Below are 22549 nucleotides of genomic sequence, written 5' to 3' on the forward strand. Positions count from 1 at the left end.
ATGCTTACTTTTTCACAAATGTTATTAAAGCTTCAAGAGTTCTGGGCAAATGAGGGTTGCAATATTGTTCAACCTTACGATATACCAGCAGGCGCTGGAACTTTTCATCCAGCAACTTTGCTTAGAAGTCTTGATTCAACTCCTTGGAGTGTTGCTTATGTTGCACCATCAAGAAGACCAACAGATGGAAGATATGGAGAGAATCCAAATAGATTAGGTTCATATTATCAGTTTCAAGTTTTAATAAAACCAAGCTTAGAAAATATTCAAGATTTATATTTAAAATCATTAGAATATTTAGGTCTTGATTTAAGCCGTCACGATGTTAGATTTGTAGAAGATAACTGGGAATCACCAACTTTAGGAGCTTGGGGACTTGGATGGGAAGTTTGGCTTGATGGAATGGAAGTTACTCAATTTACATATTTCCAACAAGTTGGAGGACTTCCTTGTGATCCAGTTGCTGTTGAAATAACATATGGAACAGAAAGACTTGCAATGTATCTTCAAGGAGTTGATTCAGTTTTTGATATTGTTTGGAATGAAAATAAACACGGAATTACAACTTATGCAGATGTTCACAAAGAAGGTGAATATCAGTTTTCAAAATATAATTTTGAAGTAGCAAATACAACAAAACTATTTAGAGATTTTGAAGAAGCGTTTAATGAGTGTAAAGCTTGTTTGGAAGCACAACTTCCACTTCCTGCATATGATCAATGTATGATAGCAAGTCATGCATTTAATACTTTAGATGCAAGAAAAGCAATAAGTGTAACTGAAAGACAAAACTATATTTTAAAAGTGCGAGAACTTTCACAAGCATGTGCTGTTATGTATAAAGAGCAAGAAAATGATAGATTAAAAAGAGTTGGAAGAGCATAAAAGTGAAAATAAGAGATATTTATGAATTTTTAAATTTAATTAGTCCTTTTGAACTACAAGAAAAATGGGATAATTCAGGACTTCTTGTAGGAAATATGGATGATAGTTTTGAAAATTTATATCTTAGTATGGATTTGGACTTAGAGTTGGTAGAAAATTTAAAACCAAACTCTTTAGTAATAACTCATCATCCTTTAATATTTGTTGGATTAAAAAAAGTGAATTACGACACTTACAGCACTAAAATTTTAAAAGAGCTAATAAAAAAAGATATTGCACTAATTTCTATGCACACAAATATTGATAAAACACATTTAAATAGATTTGTAGTTGAGAATATTTTAGGATTTAAAATAGCTAATCAAAATGAGTTTATAGCAAATTGTGAAGTTAATATGAGTTTTGATGAGTTATTAAAATATTTATCATCTAAATTAAATTTAAAAAATATAAAATTTGTAAAAACAAAAGATAATATTAAAACATTGGCTATTTGTACAGGAAGTGCAATGAGTTTAATAGATGAGGTTAAAGCAGATTGCTTTATAACAGGTGATATAAAATATCACGATGCAATGGAAGCAAAAGCTAGAGGATTGTCTTTAATTGACATAAGACACTATGAGAGTGAAAATCATTTTAATATACTTTTGGAAGAACTTCTAGAAGAATATTTGAAAAAAAATAAATTAAAAGCTATAATAACAGCTTCAAAAAATCCATTTGAGTTTTTTAAGGAGAAACATTGAATAAATATTTACAAGATTTAATTGCTTTGTCAAAATATGATACAAGTATTAGTCAGTTTGACCCAAAAATTGAAAATCAAAAAGCAAAATTAGCCGTTTTTGTAGAAACAGCAGAGGCACTAAAAGTTTCTATAAATAGTGTTTATTTAGAGATTGATGAGTTAAAATCTAAAAGAACAAAAAATAATATTCATTTAGCAGAGTTAAAAACAAAACTAGATCAAATCGCTAAAAAGAATAAAGAAGTAACAAATGAAAAAGAGTTAAAAGCTCTTCAGCTTGAAGAAGAAATTGCAAAAGAACAGGTGAGTTTTGCAAATGAAGAGATAGAAAGATTTGATAAATTAACAGTTGCAAAAGAAGAGAAATTAAAAGAACTTCAAGAAAAACTAAAAACTGAAGAAGAAGATATTAAAGAGATTAGAATTTCTGTTGATAATGAAATTGAAGCAATCAACAAAGAAAGAAATGTAATTTATGACAAAAGAAATGAACTTTTGGATCAATTTGATAAAAAAATATTAACTTTCTATGAAAAAATCAAAAGATGGGCAAAAGATACAGCAGTAGTTCCTGTAAAGCAACAAGCTTGTTATGGTTGTTTTATTAAGATAAATGACAAAACTTATGCTGAGGTTTTAAAAGGTGAAGAGATTGTAAATTGTCTTCATTGTGGAAGAATTCTTTATAAAGGTGAAGAAGAAACAGCTGCAACAGAGGCTTAATTTGAGCCTTTTTGCACTTTTTTATAACTTTATTTTACTTGTAGTTTATATTGCTTTAACTCCATATTTATTCTACAAGTCAAAAAGTAAAAAATATAAAATTGCAATTCCTGCAAAATTTTTCTTAAAAAATAATCCAAAATTTGAAAAATCTGGTGTTTGGTTTCACTCTTGTTCTATGGGTGAAGTTAGAGCTATAAAACCTCTTATAAAAGAGTTTGAAGAGCAATCAAACATTACGGTTATTACAAATACAGGATTTGATGAAGCAAAAGCTATTTGCAAAAATGTTAGATTTTTACCTTTTGAGATTTTTTTGCCTTTTTGGATAATAAGACAAAAAGTTTTAGTAGTTATGGAAGCAGAACTTTGGTATATGCTTTTTTTAATTGCCAAAAAAAAAGGTGCAAAAACTTTACTTATAAATGCTAGAATTTCTGATAAATCATATAAATCTTATCTTAGATTTAGATTTTTTTATAAAAAAATTTTTAAAAATATAGATAAAGTTTTTGCACAAAGTGAAGTTGATAAAAAAAGATTAGAAGAGCTTGGGGCTTCAAATGTTGAAGTGATTGGAAATATAAAATTAGCACAGCTTCCAAAAAAGAAAGCTCTGTTTGACAAACCAAATATTACAACAATAGTAGCAGCAAGTACTCATGAAGGTGAAGAAGAGCTTGTTTTAAATGCTTATAATAAAGAGTTCGGAAAACTTATTATTGTTCCTAGGCATCCTGAGAGATTTGTAAAAGTTGAAGAGCTAATTAAAATTTATGTAAAAGATAAAAATCTTAGTTTTCATAAATTTAGTGATAAAGAGGATTTTTCTAGTGATATAGTTTTAGTAGATGTCATGGGAATTTTAAATGATATTTACGAAATAAGTGATATTACAATTTTAGGTGGAGCATTTTCAAAGATTGGCGGACACAATCCTATCGAGCCTGCTTTTTTTGGAAATGTGATTATTAGTGGAAAAAATATTTTTAACCAAAAATCACTTTTTGAGTGTATAAACAACTATTATTTAATAGAAAACAGTGAGTTAAAAGAGTATTTAGAAAAAGCGAATACTCTTTTAAAACCAGAATTAATAAAAGAAGGTTCATTTGAACCTATAATAAAGGAGATAAAAAAATGGCAGTAGGATATGATAAAGCATACAAGCTTCTAGCAATTCAAGAAAGAATATCAAATGCAAAAGCAAAAGATTTAATTGACAGAGGTTTGGTAAAAGTTGGTGATAAAAAAGTAATGATTGCTCGTGGTGAGATAAAAGAAGATACAAAATTTAGTGTAAAAGAGCTAGCAAAAACAAAAGTTATTTTTGAAGATGATGATATTTTGGTAGTTGACAAACCAGCATTTTTAACAGCAGATGAAATTGCAAAAACTTTTAAAAATGCAATACTTCTAAATAGACTTGATAAAGAGACAAGTGGTGTTATGATGTTTGCAAAAAATGAAGAGTTTCAGAAAAAAGCTATAAAAGAGTTTGCACAAAATAAAGTATATAAAGAGTATGTGGCTATTGTTGAAGGTAAAGTTATAGAAGAGATTGTAATAGACAAACCAATTTTAACAACGAAAGATAGAGGAGTTGCTAAATCAAAAGTTGATAAAAATGGAAAAAATGCAAAAACAACTGTTTATCCACTTTTAGTAGAAGGAAATAAATCAAAGATAAAACTAGTAATTGAAAGTGGAAGAACTCATCAAATTAGAGTTCACTTAAATTTTGTTGGATTACCAATTATTGGTGATGCAATATATGGAAGAACAGCTTCAAATGTAAATAGAGTTTTACTTCATTCAAAAATTACAAAAATCTTTGATTATACTTTTGAGGCACGTGAGCCAAAAGAGTTTAAAGTGTATGACTTTAGCTAAAATTAAGCTCTATAAAAACTAAAAGCCTAGAATATAGGCTTTTTAAAAATATACAAACTAAAAAAAGACTTAAATTTAATTTTTATTTTAAACTAGATTAAAGTAAAAATTAAATAAAATCTCAAAATAAAAAATATTGGAGTTGTGTTTTGTTTGATTCAATAACTGGTTCGTTAAAGGGAATAATAGGAAAGATTAGGCATCAAGACGATGTTGCATCATTAAATCGTGCTACACTTGAGTTAAAAAAAGCTTTCTTAAAAGCTGATGTACATCATAAAACTACAAAAGATTTATTAACTTCTATTGAAATTGAGACAAAAAAATTAGGAATCGGACAAGACAACTTCATAAAAGTATTAAAACAAGAACTTGAAAGAACTCTAACAGCAAATGGAAATCAAGGGTTTGTTTTCTCTTCAACTCCTCCAACTGTTGTTTTAATGACTGGTCTTCAAGGAAGTGGAAAAACAACAACAACAGGAAAACTTGCAAATTATCTTAAAGTAAGAAATAAAAAAGTTTTAGTTGTTGCTTGTGATTTACAAAGACTTGCAGCGGTTGAGCAACTAAAACAAATTGCAGCTTCAATAGAAGTTGATATATATTTTGATGATATAGAAAAAAATCCTGTAAAAATTGCAAAAAGTGCTATTGAAAAAGCAAAAAAAGAGCATTACGATGTTGTTTTACTAGATACTGCTGGAAGATTAGCAATTGATGAAGAGCTTATGAATGAGCTAAAAGAGATTAAAAATGCAGTTAATCCAAATGAGATTTTTTATGTTGCAGATTCATTAACAGGACACGATGCAACTAAAACAGCTATTACATTTAAAGAGAAAATTGGAATAGATGGAGTTATTTTATCAAAGTATGATGGTGATACAAAAGGTGGTGTTGCTTTAAGTATTGCAAGTCAAGTTGAAGTTCCTTTGAGATTTATTGGTATTGGTGAAAAAATGCCAGATTTGGAAGTTTTTATTCCAGATAGAATAGTTTCAAGACTTTTGGGACTTGGAGATATTGCTGGTCTTGCTGAAAAAACATCAACAATTTTTGATGAGAAAAAAGCAAAAGAAGTTAGTAAAAAAATCAAAAAAGGTGAATTTAACTTTAATGACTTTTTAGAACAACTTCAAATGATGAGTAAGTTAGGTAGCTTAAAGTCAATTATTGGAATGATTCCAGGATTAAGTAGTGCTATGCCTGCTTTAAAAGATATGGATTTTGAAAACTCTGTTGAGATAAAAAGAATTAAAGCTTTAATTGGTTCTATGACTCCAAAAGAGAGAGAAAATCCAGATTTATTAAATCCTAGTAGAAAAAAAAGAATTTCTACTGGAGCTGGGCTTGGTGAAGTTCAAGTAAATAAGATTTTAAAACAGTTTAAGAGTGCTTCAAAGATGGCAAAACAGCTTTCAAGTAAAGGTGGAATGAAAGGTTTACATAATATGCTCTCTCAAGTTGGAGCAAATGGAATGCCAAAAATTCCAAGATAATTTCAAATAAATAGTATTGAGCTATAAACTTTTTTGGAGTTTAAAGCTCAATACTATAAATAAAAAAAGGATAAAACATGACAGTGATTAGATTAACAAGAATGGGAAGAAATAAAAAACCATTTTATAGAATAGTTGTAACAGACTCAAGAAAAAGAAGAGATTCAGGTTGGATTGAATCAATTGGTTACTTCAACCCAGTTGTAGAGCCTCAAGTTCTTAAAATTGATGAAGAAAGATATAACTATTGGCTAAGTGTTGGTGCAAAACCATCTGAAAAAGTTAAAAAATTAGCTTCAAGATAATAGTTTAAACTAAAATGATAATAAATTTTATAGAAAACTATGCAAAACTAGTTGTTGCAGTTCCAGAGGATATTGTTGTAACTAAAGAGCAAATTGATGAAAATTTCGTTGAAATTACAATAAGCGTAAATAGTGTTGATATAGGAAAACTTATTGGAAAAAATGGAAATATGATAAATGCTCTAAAAACAATTGCAAATGGTTGTAAAGCAAAAGATGGAATATCTTATAAAATACAAGTAGTTACAAAATAGATGAATAAAGTTTATGTTGCAAAATTAGGAAAAGCAGTTGGTTTACAAGGTCATTTAAGGCTTTTTATAGACTCTGACTTTCCTATGCAGTTTAAGAAAGGTGCTGTTTTTACAACAAATAGAAATTTGACTTTGACAATTTTGGAGTATAATCCAAATAAAGAGTTAGTTTTATTTGAAAACTATTTAGATGTAGATTTAGCAAGAAAACTTACAAATAGTGAGCTTTTTACAACTCAAGAAGCTACTAAAGAGTTTTGTATATTAAAAGAAAATGAATTTTTTTGGTTTGATTTAATCTCTTGTGAGATTTTTGAAAATGACTTACTCTTAGGGAAAGTAAAAGATATCCATAGATACCCTTTAAACGACTATTTAGAAATTCAAACTTCTAGTGAGCTTGTATCAAAAGAACTTCCAAAAGTATTCTTAATACCACATATTTTTGATAAGTTTATAGAAAAAGTAGATATAGAAAACAAAAAAATATTTGTAAAAAATGCTTTTGAGATTTTAGAAAACTCTTAGTAATTGCATCTTTTATCAAATTCTTCTTGTGTCATTTCCAAAGAATAAGACTCTTTAAAACCATTTTTAATCAATTTAGAAAGCAAATCATCTCTTAAATTATCTTCTAAAAATGGACCATAATACAACTCTATTATATTTTCATCATCTCTGCAAAGCAATATATTTGCATTTACATCAACAACTTTATCAAGATACTTTTTATTTAAACTTCCTTTTATTTTTGCAACATTTATAAGTTTTACAAAATTTAAAGATTGTGTTGGTTTAGTTGTTTCATTGATTAAGTTGGAATTTTTATCTTGATTATTATCTTGATTATTATCTTGATTATTATCTTGATTTTGAATTTCGCTATTTATTGCTACTGATATTTCATTTTTATCAGTTACTACTTCTTCTTTTTTTTCTTCTTTTATCTCTTCTGTTTTTGATACTTCTTCTTTTTTACTTTCTTCTATATTTGTAGCTTCTAAAGGAGCTGAAGTACTCTCTTCTTTTTTATTCTCTTCTTTATCTTTTATATTATTTACAAGATTAAAAATAGGAGATAGTTTTTTCTCTTCTTCAAGAACTTTTCGCTCTTTCTCTTTTTGATACTCCATGTTTTTATTTGTTAGTAATTCTAATTGCTCATTTAATTTTTCTGGTTCTAGGTTATTAAAATCAAATTTTGTTTCTTTTATTTCTGGCTCAGGAGCAACATCTTCAGTGCTATTTTCATTTGTTTTAGCAGGTTTTTCAATAGCAGGTGAAGATTCTGTAGCTTCTTTTGTCTCTTCACTTTTAAAAATAAAGATAGTAGCTAAGAGTATTAAAAAAAGTATTAAAACACCAATAGTAATAAATAAAACTTTTTTTATAAGAAGAGTTTTGTCTTTTTTATCTTCTTCTTTTTGCTCCGAATTTTCACTTATTTTATCTTCTGGATTTTTATTAGTTGTTTCCATTTTTCTCTTCTTCTAGTTTTTTCTCTTTTTGTTTCTCGTAATATTTTTGCCTATACTCTTTTAGCTGCTCTTTTTTTCTCTCTCTATACTCTTTGTCATATTCAAGCCGTTTTTCTTTATTTTGCGCATAATAATCTTTTTTTAAAATCTGATACTCTTCTATTTTCTTTTTAATTGTCTCTTGTCTGCTATCCATATAGAGTCTTTGACTTTTTACAATCTCTTGCATTTTTTTTAAAAAGCCATCATCTTTTAGTTCATCTTCGTAATCTATCTCTTTTTTTATTTTACTTTTTAGATAGTAGGCTCTTTTTTTTTGTTTATGCTTTGAGAAATTTTTTTCTCTTAATTTTTTTAACTCTTCTAAATTCATAGTGGACTATAGTTTATAATTAATTTTTTAACCTATTTACAGTATCAAGCATACTATCAGCTGTTGTAATTGCTTTTGAGTTCGCTTCATAGGCTCTTTGAGCTGTGATTAAATCAACCATTTCATTTACAAGCTTAACGTTTGAACTTTCTACCATTCCTTGTCTTAATCCACCAAACTGCTCTGTAGTTGGATCTCCTTCAACAACATCACCACTAGCATCTGTTTGCATAAATAAAGAATCACCCAAAGGTGCTAGTCCAGCTGGATTTATAAAATCTGCCAAAATAATCTGACCTAAATCTATAGTATCTCCAGTTTGAGGATCTCTAGCTGTTACAAAACCATCATTTCCAATACTTAAATCTTTTGCTTCTTGAGGAACAACTATTTGAGGTTCAAGAGCATATCCATTACCATTTACAATAGTTCCTTCAGCATCAAGCTTAAAGTTACCATTTCTACTATATGCTATTTCACCACTAGGAAGTGTAATTTGAAAAAATCCTTTTCCAACAATCGCAATATCAAGAGGATTTCCTGTTGGTTTTAAATCACCTTCTGTAAAGTTTTTTTGAATATTTGCAAGTCTAACACCAAGACCAACATCAATTCCTGTCGGATTTCTAGTATCTTGTGTAGTTTGACCAGCTGTATAGTTTAAAGTTTCATAAATCAAATCTTGAAATTCAGCTCTATCTTGTTTAAATCCAGTTGTATTAACATTTGCAATATTGTGCGAAGTTACATCAATTTGGTTCTGCATTGCATTCATTCCAGTTGCAGCCGTATAAAGTCCTCTAATCATAAGAAATCTCCTTTATCAATAATCATATATTATATTTTAAGATGGATTAATTTTAGATAAATCTAAATCCCTATAAATCCAATTTTAAGTAAAAATTTAAAACAAATTAAATATAATGCATACTTTATTGGAATAATTTTAATACAAAGAGGGAAAAATGAGAATTCTAATAGTTGATGATAGTTCAACGATGAGAAGAATTATTGGTAATGTTGTTATGCAATTAGGATTTAGCAAAGAGAGTTTTGATGAAGCTGAAGATGGATTGAAAGCTTGGAAACTTCTTACAGAGGGGCATTATGATATTATTTTAACAGATTGGAATATGCCAAATATGAATGGTTTAGAGCTTGTTAAAAAAGTAAGAAGCGAAGGAACACATCAAAAAACACCTATTATTATGATTACAACTGAAGGCGGTAAAGGTGAAGTTATTACAGCTTTGAAAGCAGGGGTTAATAACTACATTGTAAAACCTTTTAATGCAGAGGTTTTAAAAGAGAAACTAGATGGTGTTATTAAAAAATAGATAAAAAAGGTTTATTATGAGTATGAGTCAAGAAGATATTGAAGCCTTAATGAACGGTTTGGATATGCCAGCTCAAGATAGTGTTGAAACTATTAAAGAAGAGCCTATTACTGAAGAAAAAGTAAATACAAAAGAGATAGAAGCACTTTTGTCTCAAGTAGAAAAAAATGAAGATAAAGATAGCCTTGTCTCTCCAGCAAGTGAGAAGAAAATAAGCGAGATAGGCGAACTTTTAAATGACATTGAAGATGATGCTTTAACAGAAGATACTATTTTAGAAAATCATTCACCTCTAAATACACAAATTGAAGAACCTATTGCAAAATCTAGTAAATCAGATGATGATATTGTAAAAGAGTGGTCATCTTCAAAAATAAGTGAAGGAGTATTTCCTTTTCCTGCTGAAAATGATACAAAAGTTGTAAGTCAACTTAGTCAAGTAGCAAATGATTCAGAAGAGAAAGTTTCACAAATTTTTGATGTATTAAGCTTAACTTTGGACAATAATAGTGATTTAAGAAAAAGAGTAAAAGAGTATGAAGAGTTTGTTTTATCTCAAAATAAACTTTTAACTTCTTTGAGTAATAAATTTCCAAAAATAGAGTTATTTAAGCAACAGCTAGAAAAAGTAAAAAGTTTTGAAATTTCATTAAAAGATTTAAAAACTTCGATAGATGAAGAAGATATGCATATTTTTCAAGGAATGGAGCTTATGCAATTTAATGATATAAATAGACAAAAAATCGAAAGAGTTATGTCAGTTATTAGAAAACTATCTAGTTACCTAAATAATCTTTTTGAAGATAATAATCCAAGAGAACTTCCAATGGCTAAACATATTCATGGAGACAAAGATACACAAGATTTAGTAGGTGATGATTTAGATAAGCTTATAGCTGAATTTAACAAGTAAGGAAATAGAATGAACCAAGGTGTTTATCCACTAACAGCCTCAATGGTAAATCAAATAAATAGACTTGATCAAATAAGTAATAACCTTGCCAACGTAGATACTTTTGGTTTTAAGCAAGAGGGAACTTCTGAAACTACATTTAATTGGTATTTACAAAGAATGCAAGAGGAGCAACAAAATCCATTTGTTGAATCTATAACAATAAACAATATTCCAAAAATTGATACAAGATACACAGACCCTTTGATGGGACCTATGAAAATGACTGGAAATCCTCTTGATTTTGCTTTAAACGCACCAGATACTTTTTTTAAAATTCAAAATGAAAATGGTGATATAGTATATACAAGAGATGGATCATTTAAAAATTTAGATGGATTTTTAGTAGATGGAAATGGAAACAATGTTTTAAATGCGGACAATGAAGCTATAGTTGTGGAAGATGGCTTTGAGTTACAAATTGGAGTTGCTAAAACATCTTTTAAAAATCTTGAAAAAATAGGAGATAATACTTACAAAGCTTTGGCTCTAGATGATATTGAAAATTTTGAAAACAATGATAATAAGATTTTAAATGGAACACTTGAGCAATCAAATGTAAATAGAGTAAGTACTATGGTTGAGCTAATAGATGCTCATAGAAGATTTGATCAATCTCAAAGAGCAATTAAAACAATAGATGAGTTAAACGCTGGTTTAATAGAGAAAATTGGAGGAAATACTAGATAATGCATGCAAGTGAAGTATCAGGGAAACTTTTTGAACAACTAAATTTTAGAGGTGAAAGACAAAAAGTAATATCTAGCAATATTGCAAATGTTAATACTCCAGAATATAAAACGAAAGATTTAGTATTTTCAGAAGAGTTAAAAGAGCAAAATATTTTAAAATTAAAAAGAACTACAACTAACCATATGCAAAATCTTGATTATAGAGGTTCTAGTAATCCAAGATTGATTCAAGTTCCAAATTTAATAGAACAAAATGATGGAAATAATGTAAATTTAGATAGCCAAATGAGTGAGCAATCAAAAAACAAAGTTCTTTTTGATGCAATACAATCATCTATAAAAAAAGATTCAAGACTTTTTAGATCAGTGATTGATGCTTCAGGTAAGAGTTAATAGGATGATTTTTTAATGGATCAACTTCTAAAATTTATAAATAACTTAAACAAAGCACAAAGAATAGCAATTGTTGGTGGTTTTGCTTTTTTGCTATTATTAGTTATTGGATTTTTGGTATATTCAAATATCAAAGCTGAAGATAAGAAATTAAGCTACACAATAGCTTCAAATCTTACTCAAGCTGATGTTATGAGAGCTACTGAAGAGCTTGAGAGTGCTGGAGTTCCATTTATAATAACTGGAAGTGGAAGTAATTTAACTCTTAAAACTTCAAAAGAATTTATAAATATTGCAAAAATTAAACTTGTAACTAGTGAAGCTTCAACAAACAAGCATGTTGGATGGGAGATTTTTGAGAAATCTTCTATTGGTACAACAAATTTTGAAAATAAAGTAAAGTATCTAAGAGCTTTAGAGGGAGAACTTAGTAAAAGTTTAGAGTCTCTAAGCGGAGTTTTAAAAGCAAATGTAAAAATAGCAATTCCCAAAGAGACAATATTTACTGAGAAAAAGAGTGATACAACTGCTTCTGCTGTTTTAACACTAAAGCAAGGTATTTTTTTAACTCAAAAACAACTAGATGGTATTAAAAATTTTATAGCTTCTGCTGTTCCTGATTTAAAGCAAGAGAATATACAATTAATAGATCAAGATGGAAATTTGCTTGAGGTATCTGCTGAAGATGTTAATACTCAAAGATCTACAGTTCAAACAAAGTTTAAAGATAAGATTGAAGAGGATTATGAACAAAAAATTATTTCACTTTTAGAACCAGTTGTTGGAGCTGGAAGAGTTATGGCAAAAGTAAATGTTATTTTGGATTTTACTAAAAAAGATATTGAAGAGGAAATTTATAGCCCAGAAGGAAGTATTAGATCTCAACAAGTTATTGAAAGTACAGCAAATGCTTCAGGCATTGGAAATAATACAGGTGGAATAGCTGGAGCTGATAACAATATTCAACCGCCTCAACAGCTAAATGATGGAAGTAAACTATCTTCAAATAATGAAAGCTCAAATACAGTTACTAACTATGAAATTTCAAGAAAACTAATATCTCAAAAAGATAGTAATTTTACAAATATTAGAAGAATTTCAGCTTCTGTGACTTTTGACTCAGGTGTTTTAAAAGACCATCCAGATAAAGCTGATTTTTTAGCATCTTTGGAGTCATTATCTGCTGATGCTATTGGATATGATAAAGGAAGAGGCGATACAATTACTGTAAAAGATTTTAAATTTGTTGGAATTAAATCTTTGAATGAAAAGGGTGAGCTTGTAGATGAGTTTGGAAATTTAATTGGTGGAAGTGGATATTTAGAGAGTATGAGTATAAAAAATATATTAGATGAGTATAAAGATTATATTCAATATTTAGTAGTTGGACTTTTACTTTTTATCTTTTATAGAAAATTTATAGCAAGTAATGATTTGGTAATCTTAGGAGATGCTAAGAAGAAAGAAATTGGTGCTGATGATGAAGACTTGGTAAAAGATATGTTGGCTGGACTTGATGATGTACTAGATCAAAACACAGCTCATGGAAGATTAAAAACCAAAGTAAAAAGTCAAATTTTAAACAATATTGATGGTCTTGATGAAGAATCAGCAGCTAAATATGAGGTATTTATTGAAGAACTTGATAGAGAGATAAATAATAATCCAGCTGATATTGCAAGAATGATTGAATTGTTATTAAGTGAAGGTAATGTTAATTTTAAATAGGAATAATAAATGGCAATAGATATTTATAGTGATATTGATATTTTAAAAGGTATGTCTATGTTAGAAAAAATCGCAAGATTTTTTGTACTAATAGGTGAAGACTCAACAGTTAAAATATTTCAATATTTAGATAAATCTTATGTTGAACAAATTTCAACTGCTATTACACAAATACAATCTATAAATAAAGAGGTCTCTTTAGCGATTTTAGAGGAGTTTCACTTATATACTAGAACGAAGGGATTTATTAGTTCTGGTGGATATGATTTTGCAAAAGAGATTTTATATAAATCTATTGGGCAAGATGCGGCTGAAGAAGTTTTAGAAAAACTTTCAAGAATGAAGCTAGCAAATCAAGCCTTTTCTTATCTTGATGGAGTAAATCCAAAACAGTTAAGTGACTTTATAAAAGATGAATCACCTCATACAATTGCTGTTATTTTAGCACATATGGATCCTTCTAAATCAGCAGATGTTTTAATGGAACTTGATGAGGAAATTCGTGTAAAAGTAAGTATTCAAATAGCAACTATTAAAGATGTTTCTCCTGATGTTGTAAGAACTATTTCAGCTGTTTTAGAAAAAAAATTAGAGTCTTTGTTATCATCAATTGTAGATGTTGGTGGTGTTAAGGTTGTTGCTGATATGTTAAATAAAATGGGACCAAAAGCTGTTGATATTCTTAAAAATATAAATGGTATTGATACTTCATTGGCAACTAGAATAAAAGATAATATGTTTGTATTTGAAGATTTACTTAACCTTGATAGTGAGTATATTATGAAGATTATTCAAGCTGTTGAATCAGCAGATGTTGTTGTTGCTATGAAAAATACTACACAAGAGCAAATAGAAAAAGTTACAGGAGCAATGTCTCAAAGAGTTAAAGATAGATTTTATGAAGAGAGTGAAATGCTTACAAAAGTTAAGATTAAAGATATTGAAGCTTCACAAAGAAGAATGTTGGCTGTAGCTCAAAAGATGATGGACGATGGGGTTATTGAAAGAGAGAATAACTAATGGCTGAAAATGTTTACTCGAGTGCAAGAATACTAAAAGATGGTAAAAAAGTAGAGAAATTTGAATTATCTAATTTTTTAAAAAATAAAGCAGTACCAAAAGAAGAGTCTAGCGATTTTGTGGAGTTAAAATTAGAAGAAGCTAACTCGAATTCAGAAAAAACAGAAATAAAGAGTTCTATTCAGCCTATGAATATTGTTGATAATTCTGCTATTTTGGAAAAGATAGAGCCTATTTTTGCTGAATTTGAAAAAATGATAAAAAAAATTGAAGAAGTGTCACAAAAAGTTACAACTATCGAACAAGATGCTATAATCAAAGGCAAAGATTTTGATACTCAAGTTATAAAAGCTATAAAAGATTTGAAGCAATGTGCAACATTTTTTGAGCAAGCTGCTTTTGGTTTTGAGAGTAAATTATTGAAAACTTCTATCTCTATTGCTCAAAAAATTATAAATATTGAAGTAGGAGAAAACTCTTCTAAAATAGCTAAACAGACTATAAATCAGCTTTTATTAAAACTAAAAAATGCAACAAAGGTAAAAATTCATTTAAATCCAAAAGATTATTATATTTTAAAGCAAGAGTTAGAACTAGAGCCTTTTATTGAACTCCTAGAGGATGCAAATGTAGTTGCTGGTGGTGTTGTAATAGCTAGCAACTTAGGAAATTTTGATGGAAGCATTGATGCAAAAATATCTTCAATGCTTGAATCCTTAGATTTAGTGATATAAAATCTGATTTATGATACAATCATTAAATAACATTAAAAAGTATTAAATATGGAAATAAGTGAAAGAGTTTACGATTTATTAGTAGATACCGAAATTGTTGTTGATGTTATGCTTGGAAGCACTAGTATATCCGTTGGTGAATTTTTAAAACTAACTGAAGGAGATATTATCTCTTTACACAAACCAGCTGGTAGTGGTGGCGAGATTTATGTAAACTCAAGAATAATTGGAACAGGTGATATAATTGTAATGGAAGAAAAACTTGCAGTTAGAGTTCAAGATGCTATGGATTCAGATAATGTTGTTCAATATTTCTTTGAAGAACATATGATTTAATCTTAAACAAGGAGTTTAATATGGCAGATGTAAGTAGTACAAATAGTGTAACAGGAACAGATAGTTATGGAAATCAATATACACAAAGTGTAAGTAATGACGGATTAACAACAAATGATTTTTTAAAGTTAATGATTGAAGAGTTAAAGCTTCAAGATCCAACAAAACCAATGGATTCAGCAAAAATGTTATCAACTCAAATGCAAATGAGTACTCTAAATGCAAATATGGAGATGATTAAGGCTTTACAATCTATTCAAACAGCATTTTCTCAATCTTCACTTTCAACAGCAACAGGTGTAATTGGTAAAAATATTGAAAATGGAAGTACAAATAAAGATGGAGCTTTAAAAGCATTTACAGTTGAATCTATTGAAAATGTAGATGGTGAAATACAAGTTATAGCAAGAGAGTGGTTATATCTTCACAATGGAATATCTTTGAAAGATGGAGATGAACTTAAAGCAGCAAACTATGATGAAACAGGAAATCTATACGATGAAAAAGGTGAAAAAACTGGACAAACTATAGTTTTAGAAAGTTTAGGAAAACCTTTAGTTAAAGATGGAAAACTAGTAGTAAAAGATGCTGATGGAAATGAAGTAGCTGATAATAAATATGTTTTAAGTGGCAAAAGTACAGTTGTTGTTTCTGATGAAACTGTTAGTATGCCATTTTCTTCAATAACAAAAATTTTCTAAAAAGGCTTTAATATGATAGGAGCTATGTGGAATGGTGTTTCAGGTATTTGGAATCACGATAAAGGTATAGCTGTTGAGTCAAACAATTTGGCAAACTCAAATACTGTTGGACACAAAAAAGATCAAATAAGTTTTTCAGATGTATTATATAGCCAAGCAGGGTTTGGAAAAGGTGTACAAACTCAAAGTATTTCAAAACAGTTTGAGCAAGGAAATATTGTTCAAAGTGGTGTTGGAATAGATGTTGCAATAGAGGGTAAAGGTTTTTTTGTAGTAAAAAGTAGAGAAAACCCAAATGAGATTTATTATACAAGAGCTGGAAATTTAGTTCAAGCAAAAGATGGTTTTTTAGTTACTCAAGATGATTTTAAAATTCAAGGATTAGTTCCACAAAGTAAAGTTACTACAAGTACAAATCCAGTTGATATGATATTTACAGATGAATATGCAAAAAGCTTAGTATCTACAAATATAAATAATGGAAGTGGAACAATTTATAATATAAATGCAAAAGCTAGTGATTATGTAAGTTCTTCAAAAGATGATGATATATTAAATAAAGGTGATGGATACAAAACTTCACAAAATAAGATAAATGATATTGAAGCATTAAAAGCTGATTATATAGAGAAGTTAAATAAATTTATGATGGATCAATCAACAACAAATACTCCATCTATTAGTCAAAAATCTCAAATAGATTTTTCATCAAATTTATCATCTTTACAAGCTACAGATAATACTATTAGTGTAACAATTGATAATAAAACATATAGTGTGAAATTTGATGTAAACTCAACTATAAATGATGAAGAGATGCAAAAACTATATGATTTTTTAGATGCAAATGGAAAATCAAAGTATAATTTAACTGATCCTAACTCTATACAAAGTCAAGCAAATATAGATGCAATGCCTATAACAACTCCTCAAGAGATTTTAGACAAGGCAACAGCTCAAACTTTAAGAGATGATCAAATAAATTTATACATAAATGCAAATAGTGTTATAAATGCTATGAAAGATTTATCTGATAAAATTTCTTCAAAAGATGGTATGAGCGCTAGTGTAAAAGATGGAACTTTGGTTATTGATACTTTAATTGCGGGTGCAAGCTTTAATATATCAGATATAAAACTAAATGATACAAACTTTAAATCTACAAACTTACAAGAATCAGTAAAAGGTTCTGGTCTTGCAATGGTTGATAGTGCAAGAGATGCTTTAAAAAATGCAGTTGAAAATGCAGATGGAAAGTTTTTACAAATTACAAATGTATTGGAGTATGGAAACTTAGGAGTTATTGGAGAAAATGATATAAATGTAAGGCTTGATGCATTAGGAATTTCTGATAAAAGTACAGCTGAAATAAATATATCAGATGATGGGTTTGTATTTGTAAAAAGTCAAGGTCATAGCTTTTTGGTAGGAAGACTTAGTACTGCTGGATTTAGAAATGAGCAAGGATTAGAGCCTATGGGAGGAAATTTGTTTCAACAGTCACAATATAGTGGAAATCCTTTTAATTCAGATACTATGAATACAATAAAAGGTGGTGCTCTTGAAAGAGCTAATGTAGATTATGGTTCTACTTTAGCACAAATTATGGTATTTCAAAAAGCTTTTGAAGCAAGTTCAAAATCTATTACAACAGCAGATGAGTTTTTACAAACAGCAATAGAAATGAAGAGATAATAAAAATAAAGTATAAACAGTTTGTTTATACTTTTGTATAAATTTTAGATAAATTTTATGCAAAAGTATGAACATTTATGTTCATTTACCTTAATATAAAGGATTAGTCATGATAGGTGCATTATGGACTGGAATATCAGGATTAGCAGCACATCAAACAGCATTGGATAATGAGTCAAACAACATTGCCAATGTAAACACTGTTGGTTATAAAGCAGGAAGAATTTCTTTTGCAGATCAAATTTACCAAGGACAAATTGGTAAAGGGTCGTTTGTGCAAGATGCAGAGAAGATTTTCGTAACAGGTGGTTCAAAAATCACAGGAGTTGAGTATGATGTTGCTTTACAAGGTGATGGATTTTTCACTGTAATAAATAAAAATACACTCGGAACTGCAGAGACATTTTATACAAGAGCTGGAAATTTCCGTATGGGTCAAAGTGGTACTTTGCAAAACCCAGATGGATATGAAATTCAAGGTTGGTCTATGAGCTCGATTGATCAAAAAAATGATGTAAAGAGTACAAATCAAAATGATACAAGATTTACAGATTCTTATATTAAAAACTTGGGAAATAGTATCATTAGACATGGAGATTTTATTGAAACAATTGCAGCAAAGTCTACAAATTTTGATGAAACTGCAAAATCAGATGCTAATTCAATCTTTAGTGGAGCTGGAGCAAAAACAAAAGCCGCAAAGCTAAAAGATATAGACCTTGCGATGGCTGATTATAATACTTGGCTTCAAAAATATAAAGATGATCCAACTTTACCATCAGCTGGTTCTATTGCACAAGTTTCTCAGGTAAACTTTAGAACAGGAACGCCTCCTACTTCAATTATTGGGAAAGATGGAGATTCTATAAGAGTAGTTATTAATGGACAAAATTATGATGTAGATTTTATTCCGACTAAAACAACAGATGACTATAGACAACAACTTTGGACACAGCTTACTGCATCTACAGAAGCTGGAACATACGGAATTGTAGATCCTAGTACTCTTATGCCTCCTTTTGTAGCACCAATGACGCAAGAAATAGCAGATACAGAGATTGCAAAATATGACCAATTAGCTGGTAAAATAAATACTTATAAAGCTATGGCTGATAAAATTTCTAATTCAAATGCTGGTGGAATGGTTGCTTATATGGCAAAAGATAGTTTAGCTCCAACTGCTGATACATTAAATCCAAATGGTACTTATGAAGAGAGTACAAAATTAGCAGATATGCTAAGAGGAGTTATTCAAATAAAATCTTTAATTCCTGGAAAAGATTTTAAAATAACTGAAGTATCAGAACATTCAGGAACAAATCAAAATGTATCTGTAAAAGGATCACACCAAACAACAGCAGCAGCAGTTGCAGGTTCTGGAAAAGCAGCTATAGAATCAGCTAGAGAAGCTCTTTCTAGACTTGTAACTGGAAATCAACAAAGTGTTTATACAACTCAAGAATTATATGGAAATGCAACTGTAGCAGCTTCTACAAGAGAGTATAAATTTAACATAGAAATTTTTGATAAAGATTTGGGTTATGTAATTCCAGTTCCAAATGATGGAGCAACTCCGCCACAGCCTATAAATATTACTTTTGGAGACACTTCAGCTCCACCATATGATGATATGACAATAGATGGTATAGTAAATTCTATAAATAATTTAAGAACAGCTTCTGGACCACAATTAGGTGATTATATTGTTGCAAAAAATGTAAATGGAAACTTGGTATTAGAAACAAAAGATTCTAGTTATGATTTAGAGTTTGATGCTAAATTAACTTATGATGATCTTACTCCGCCTTCAGGACCAGCTGTTAGTAATGTATTTATAGAGACAAATGCTGATTATTCTGGAAGAAGAGGTGCTGGAGGAGAGTTTATGGAGATAACTACAAGAGTTGATCAAACTTCTACTCAAAATAGTCTTCAACTAAGACTAGATGTTTTAAATATCTCTGATAGTAAATTTGGACAATTCAGCATTGATGACACTGGACTTGTAACTATAAAAGAAGGTGGAGTTGAATATGCTGTTGGTCAAGTATCAATTGCAAGATTTACAAACAATAGAGGACTTGAAGCAGTTGGAAATAACAACTTCCAAAGAACTCAAGAATCAGGAAATGCAATTTATAGTATAAACAATAATAATACATCAGGTGTAAAAGGTAAAGCACTAGAGCTTAGTAAAGCAGATTTAAGTGAAAGCTTAGTAAACTTAATGGTATTTCAAAGAGCTTTTGAAGCAAATGCGAAATCTATCACAACATCAGATGAGCTTTTAAGTACACTTATTAACTTAAAAAGATAATATCACAAGTAGAGCGAGATTTTTTCTTGCTCTATTTAAATATATTAATTATAGGAAAGAAATTGGATTTTTTAATATCAACAGTTTTATCTATCGTTTTGCTTTATTTTATTTCAAGTACAAGTGCCTACAAATCAATGTACAAAAAAATGAAAGAAGAAAAAGAGATTATAGATGAAGAGGTTACAAAGCTTGAAGCTTTAATACAAAGATATGAAAAGCAAGTTAAAATAGGTACAAGCAGTCTTAAAAACAATCAAGAAAATCTACAAGTAGCACGTGACGATTTACAAAATCTTAGACTTGAAAACATTACTTTAAAAAATAAAATCAACGACCTACAAAGAAGAAATGAAGAGTTATTTGCTCAGGTAAATGCAATTATTTAGGAATAATTTGAAAAAATCTATATATAAAATAGTTATAATTTTTTTTATACTAAATAATTTTTTATACGCAAATATTATAGAATCACAGCCACAAATAATTTTTGAACTAGAAAAACTAGAGGCTTCAAATGAAAATTTGGAAATACAAGTTGATTTTAATAAAGCAGTTTTGCACTTTCGAAAAGGTGAATACAAAGATGCTTTAAGACTTTTTGAAAAAACTTCAAAAGTTTTTGAAGCTCCATCACTTTTGAATATGGGAATAATATATTACAAACAAAAAGATGAAAAAAAAGCAAAAGAGTTTTTTGATAAAATCTATTCAAAAAAAACAAATCTAATAAATCAACCATACTCATTTATATCATCTTGTTACTATCTTTTTGAGATAACTAAAGATGATAAATATATGCTAGATTTAGTAACAATTTTTCAAAATAGCAAAAAATTAAGTGACTACAACGAGCTTATTACAGATATTAAAGATGCTATTTTGAAAGAGTTGGCAAATAGATATTTGATTATAGAAGATTATGAAAATGCTCTAGGAGCTTTAAATGCAATGAGCTACTCTTTGGATTTGAAAAAAGCTATGATTTTGATAAAACTAAATAATTTTAAAAAAGCTTCAACAATTTTGAAAAAAGTAAGAGAAGAAGAAAAAAATAGTGAAACTCTAAATAAAGTATTATGGATTTCAGCATATTCAAGCTTGAAACAAAATAATTTTGAAGATGCACAAGAGATATTAGATTTAATTAATGATAGAAAAAAAGATTTTAATGTAAATATACAAATGCCTATAGAGATATTTTTTAATAAAGATTTATATACATACAAAGATTACTATAAAAGTATTATAAAATTTGATGAAGAGAGAATGTATGATTTTATCTATTATTTTGCTCCTTTTGTCTTTTCAGATTCAAAAGAGATAATATATGACTCTGTAAAAGGTTTTATATATGGGAAAGCACAAAGTGTAGAGAATTTAGAAAATATGGTTGAGTATAATACAAAATTTATTCGTTTGGTAAAACAAGATCCAATAAAGAGAGTAAATGAATTAAAAAATATTATAAAAACAGATTCTAAAGCATATATTTACTATAACTTAGGTTTGTCTTACGCACAAATAAATGATTTTACAAATGCTTACAAAAATTTTGAAAAAGCTTATAAACTAAGTCCTGGTAATAAGTTATATTCAGTTATGTATCTAATTACTGCAAATAAAATATCTGCTGATATGCCAGATAAACAAAGAGCTATTTTAGATAAAAATATAAAAGATAGTGGAGGATTATATAGCTACTTTGCAAAAGAGTTATATAAATTATTTGTAAATAGTGCTTACAATGTTGTTGAAGCATCACAATCTTATGAAAAAACAGTTTTTTATAAAGCTATAGATTTTTTAAAGAATATGAACAATAATGAAGATTTAAGTAATCATCAACTTCTTGAAGATTATGAAAGAGATCCTTTTATATATCTTTTAAAACTTGTTCAAAAAAATAAAAATGAAGATGAGTATAGGTATTCTTCAAGAGTTCAAGACTCAGTAACTTTGAAATACAATAATAATTTTTTAGATAGCTCTTTAATTACTTCAAAATATTATATTGATATTCTAAAAGCATTTGGTGTTTTTACAAGAGTAGATTTTAATATAGATGGAAACAATAATCCAAGCTATTTGGTAACAAAAGCATATAGTGATTTATATTTGGGAAAACCACTTAATTCTATTGAGACACTAAAGAAGCTAAAAGATGAGTTTGGATACGAAAATAGATTTACAATGTATCTTTCAACTGCAGCATTTTTAGAATCTTTAAGACCAGAAGAAGCATCTATTCAAATATCTTTAATAAAAGCATTTTACAAAGATAAAGATACCGATTTTTTAACTGCAATTCAACTTTTACAAAATATGAATATTTCAAGTGCGAAGCAATTTTTAGTAAATAAGTATGATAATCCATATATAGATTTTAGAATTGTTGGTTTTAAAGAGTTTATGCTTTCTTTATAATACTATTTAATTTTTTTTTGTTATAATGTTTTAAAATTCTTACAAAGGAGTCT

General features: G+C 28.5%; 25 protein-coding genes. 22 read left to right on the plus strand and 3 right to left on the minus strand.

All coding sequences use genetic code 11. The features are described 5' to 3' along the window. The 9 genes from glyQ (at position 1) to rimM (ending at position 6841) form a co-directional block, all read left to right on the plus strand. Positions 1 to 885, plus strand: a complete 885-nt coding sequence (glyQ, locus tag CJ670_RS09970; protein ID WP_105911663.1) for a glycine--tRNA ligase subunit alpha — start codon at positions 1 to 3, stop codon at positions 883 to 885. A 2-nt stretch (positions 886 to 887) separates the two neighbouring features. Next, on the plus strand, positions 888 to 1634 hold the full coding sequence (locus CJ670_RS09975) for a Nif3-like dinuclear metal center hexameric protein (protein ID WP_105939846.1): 747 nt from the start codon (positions 888 to 890) through the stop codon (positions 1632 to 1634). Continuing rightward, positions 1631 to 2359 (plus strand): zinc ribbon domain-containing protein, encoded by a 729-nt coding sequence (locus tag CJ670_RS09980; protein ID WP_105939847.1) that lies wholly within the window; start codon positions 1631 to 1633, stop codon positions 2357 to 2359. Before CJ670_RS09975 ends, CJ670_RS09980 begins: the two co-directional genes overlap by 4 nt. Position 2360: 1 nt before the next feature. After that, positions 2361 to 3509 (plus strand): lipid IV(A) 3-deoxy-D-manno-octulosonic acid transferase, encoded by a 1149-nt coding sequence (gene waaA / locus CJ670_RS09985; protein ID WP_105939848.1) that lies wholly within the window; start codon positions 2361 to 2363, stop codon positions 3507 to 3509. Beyond that, on the plus strand, positions 3500 to 4252 hold the full coding sequence (locus CJ670_RS09990; RefSeq protein ID WP_105911667.1) for a pseudouridine synthase family protein: 753 nt from the start codon (positions 3500 to 3502) through the stop codon (positions 4250 to 4252). The genes waaA and CJ670_RS09990 overlap by 10 nt, the downstream gene beginning before the upstream one ends. Before the next feature lie 149 nt (positions 4253 to 4401). After that, entirely contained in the window at positions 4402 to 5754 is a 1353-nt protein-coding gene (ffh, locus tag CJ670_RS09995; RefSeq protein ID WP_105939849.1) for a signal recognition particle protein, read from the plus strand. Positions 5755 to 5831: 77 nt separating this feature from the next. Further along, a complete protein-coding gene (rpsP, locus tag CJ670_RS10000; RefSeq protein ID WP_066154982.1) occupies positions 5832 to 6059 on the plus strand; it encodes a 30S ribosomal protein S16 in 228 nt (75 codons plus the stop codon). 14 nt (positions 6060 to 6073) lie between these two features. Beyond that, positions 6074 to 6313 carry a KH domain-containing protein gene (locus CJ670_RS10005; RefSeq protein ID WP_105911669.1) on the plus strand — a complete coding sequence of 80 codons (240 nt, stop codon included), beginning with the start codon at positions 6074 to 6076 and terminating at the stop codon, positions 6311 to 6313. Next, positions 6314 to 6841: a ribosome maturation factor RimM gene (gene rimM / locus CJ670_RS10010; protein ID WP_105939850.1), complete on the plus strand. Its 528-nt coding sequence runs from the start codon at positions 6314 to 6316 to the stop codon at positions 6839 to 6841. Here the strand turns inward: rimM and CJ670_RS10015 are convergent. Genes CJ670_RS10015 through flgG form a run of 3 tightly spaced genes read right to left on the minus strand, consistent with a single transcriptional unit; the run spans position 6838 to position 8972 of the window. Next, entirely contained in the window at positions 6838 to 7791 is a 954-nt protein-coding gene (locus tag CJ670_RS10015) for a hypothetical protein (protein ID WP_105939851.1), read from the minus strand. The two genes, rimM and CJ670_RS10015, sit on opposite strands and share 4 nt — an antisense overlap. Then, on the minus strand, positions 7778 to 8164 hold the full coding sequence (locus tag CJ670_RS10020; protein WP_105911672.1) for a hypothetical protein: 387 nt from the start codon (positions 8162 to 8164) through the stop codon (positions 7778 to 7780). Before CJ670_RS10020 ends, CJ670_RS10015 begins: the two co-directional genes overlap by 14 nt. A 19-nt stretch (positions 8165 to 8183) precedes the next feature. Further along, positions 8184 to 8972 (minus strand): flagellar basal-body rod protein FlgG, encoded by a 789-nt coding sequence (gene flgG / locus CJ670_RS10025; RefSeq protein ID WP_105911673.1) that lies wholly within the window; start codon positions 8970 to 8972, stop codon positions 8184 to 8186. Between the two features lie 157 nt (positions 8973 to 9129). Here flgG and CJ670_RS10030 point away from each other — a divergent pair, with 157 nt between their 5' ends. The 13 genes from CJ670_RS10030 to CJ670_RS10090 all read left to right on the plus strand — a co-directional run bounded on the left by CJ670_RS10030 (position 9130) and on the right by CJ670_RS10090 (position 22496). Continuing rightward, positions 9130 to 9501 carry a response regulator gene (locus CJ670_RS10030; protein WP_066155001.1) on the plus strand — a complete coding sequence of 124 codons (372 nt, stop codon included), beginning with the start codon at positions 9130 to 9132 and terminating at the stop codon, positions 9499 to 9501. 16 nt (positions 9502 to 9517) lie between these two features. After that, the gene (locus CJ670_RS10035) at positions 9518 to 10414 is read left to right on the plus strand and encodes a hypothetical protein (protein ID WP_105911674.1); all 897 of its coding nucleotides are present in this window, start codon (positions 9518 to 9520) and stop codon (positions 10412 to 10414) included. Between the two features lie 9 nt (positions 10415 to 10423). Next, positions 10424 to 11143: a flagellar hook-basal body protein gene (locus CJ670_RS10040; protein WP_105911675.1), complete on the plus strand. Its 720-nt coding sequence runs from the start codon at positions 10424 to 10426 to the stop codon at positions 11141 to 11143. After that, positions 11143 to 11538 (plus strand): flagellar basal body rod protein FlgB, encoded by a 396-nt coding sequence (gene flgB / locus CJ670_RS10045; protein WP_105911676.1) that lies wholly within the window; start codon positions 11143 to 11145, stop codon positions 11536 to 11538. The genes CJ670_RS10040 and flgB overlap by 1 nt, the downstream gene beginning before the upstream one ends. Positions 11539 to 11553: 15 nt before the next feature. Then, complete coding sequence (gene fliF / locus CJ670_RS10050; RefSeq protein ID WP_105939852.1) at positions 11554 to 13266, plus strand: flagellar basal-body MS-ring/collar protein FliF; 1713 nt, start codon at positions 11554 to 11556, stop codon at positions 13264 to 13266. A gap of 9 nt (positions 13267 to 13275) precedes the next feature. Next, a complete protein-coding gene (fliG, locus tag CJ670_RS10055; protein ID WP_105939853.1) occupies positions 13276 to 14286 on the plus strand; it encodes a flagellar motor switch protein FliG in 1011 nt (336 codons plus the stop codon). After that, a complete protein-coding gene (locus CJ670_RS10060) occupies positions 14286 to 15020 on the plus strand; it encodes a FliH/SctL family protein (protein WP_105939854.1) in 735 nt (244 codons plus the stop codon). The genes fliG and CJ670_RS10060 overlap by 1 nt, the downstream gene beginning before the upstream one ends. A 48-nt stretch (positions 15021 to 15068) precedes the next feature. Next, a complete protein-coding gene (locus tag CJ670_RS10065) occupies positions 15069 to 15356 on the plus strand; it encodes a FliM/FliN family flagellar motor switch protein (protein ID WP_066166654.1) in 288 nt (95 codons plus the stop codon). Between the two features lie 20 nt (positions 15357 to 15376). Beyond that, a complete protein-coding gene (locus CJ670_RS10070) occupies positions 15377 to 16057 on the plus strand; it encodes a flagellar hook capping FlgD N-terminal domain-containing protein (RefSeq protein WP_105939855.1) in 681 nt (226 codons plus the stop codon). A 12-nt stretch (positions 16058 to 16069) separates the two neighbouring features. Continuing rightward, complete coding sequence (locus tag CJ670_RS10075; protein ID WP_105939856.1) at positions 16070 to 17752, plus strand: flagellar hook-basal body complex protein; 1683 nt, start codon at positions 16070 to 16072, stop codon at positions 17750 to 17752. A 109-nt stretch (positions 17753 to 17861) separates the two neighbouring features. After that, positions 17862 to 20069: a flagellar hook-basal body complex protein gene (locus CJ670_RS10080; RefSeq protein WP_105939857.1), complete on the plus strand. Its 2208-nt coding sequence runs from the start codon at positions 17862 to 17864 to the stop codon at positions 20067 to 20069. Positions 20070 to 20131: 62 nt separating this feature from the next. Beyond that, positions 20132 to 20458: a hypothetical protein gene (locus CJ670_RS10085; RefSeq protein ID WP_105911683.1), complete on the plus strand. Its 327-nt coding sequence runs from the start codon at positions 20132 to 20134 to the stop codon at positions 20456 to 20458. A 7-nt stretch (positions 20459 to 20465) separates the two neighbouring features. Beyond that, complete coding sequence (locus tag CJ670_RS10090; protein WP_228154244.1) at positions 20466 to 22496, plus strand: tetratricopeptide repeat protein; 2031 nt, start codon at positions 20466 to 20468, stop codon at positions 22494 to 22496. Positions 22497 to 22549: the final 53 nt, after the last annotated feature.

The sequence above is a fragment of the Arcobacter cryaerophilus gv. crypticus genome (genome assembly GCF_002993025.1).
Taxonomy (GTDB): Bacteria; Campylobacterota; Campylobacteria; order Campylobacterales; family Arcobacteraceae; genus Aliarcobacter; species Aliarcobacter cryaerophilus_B.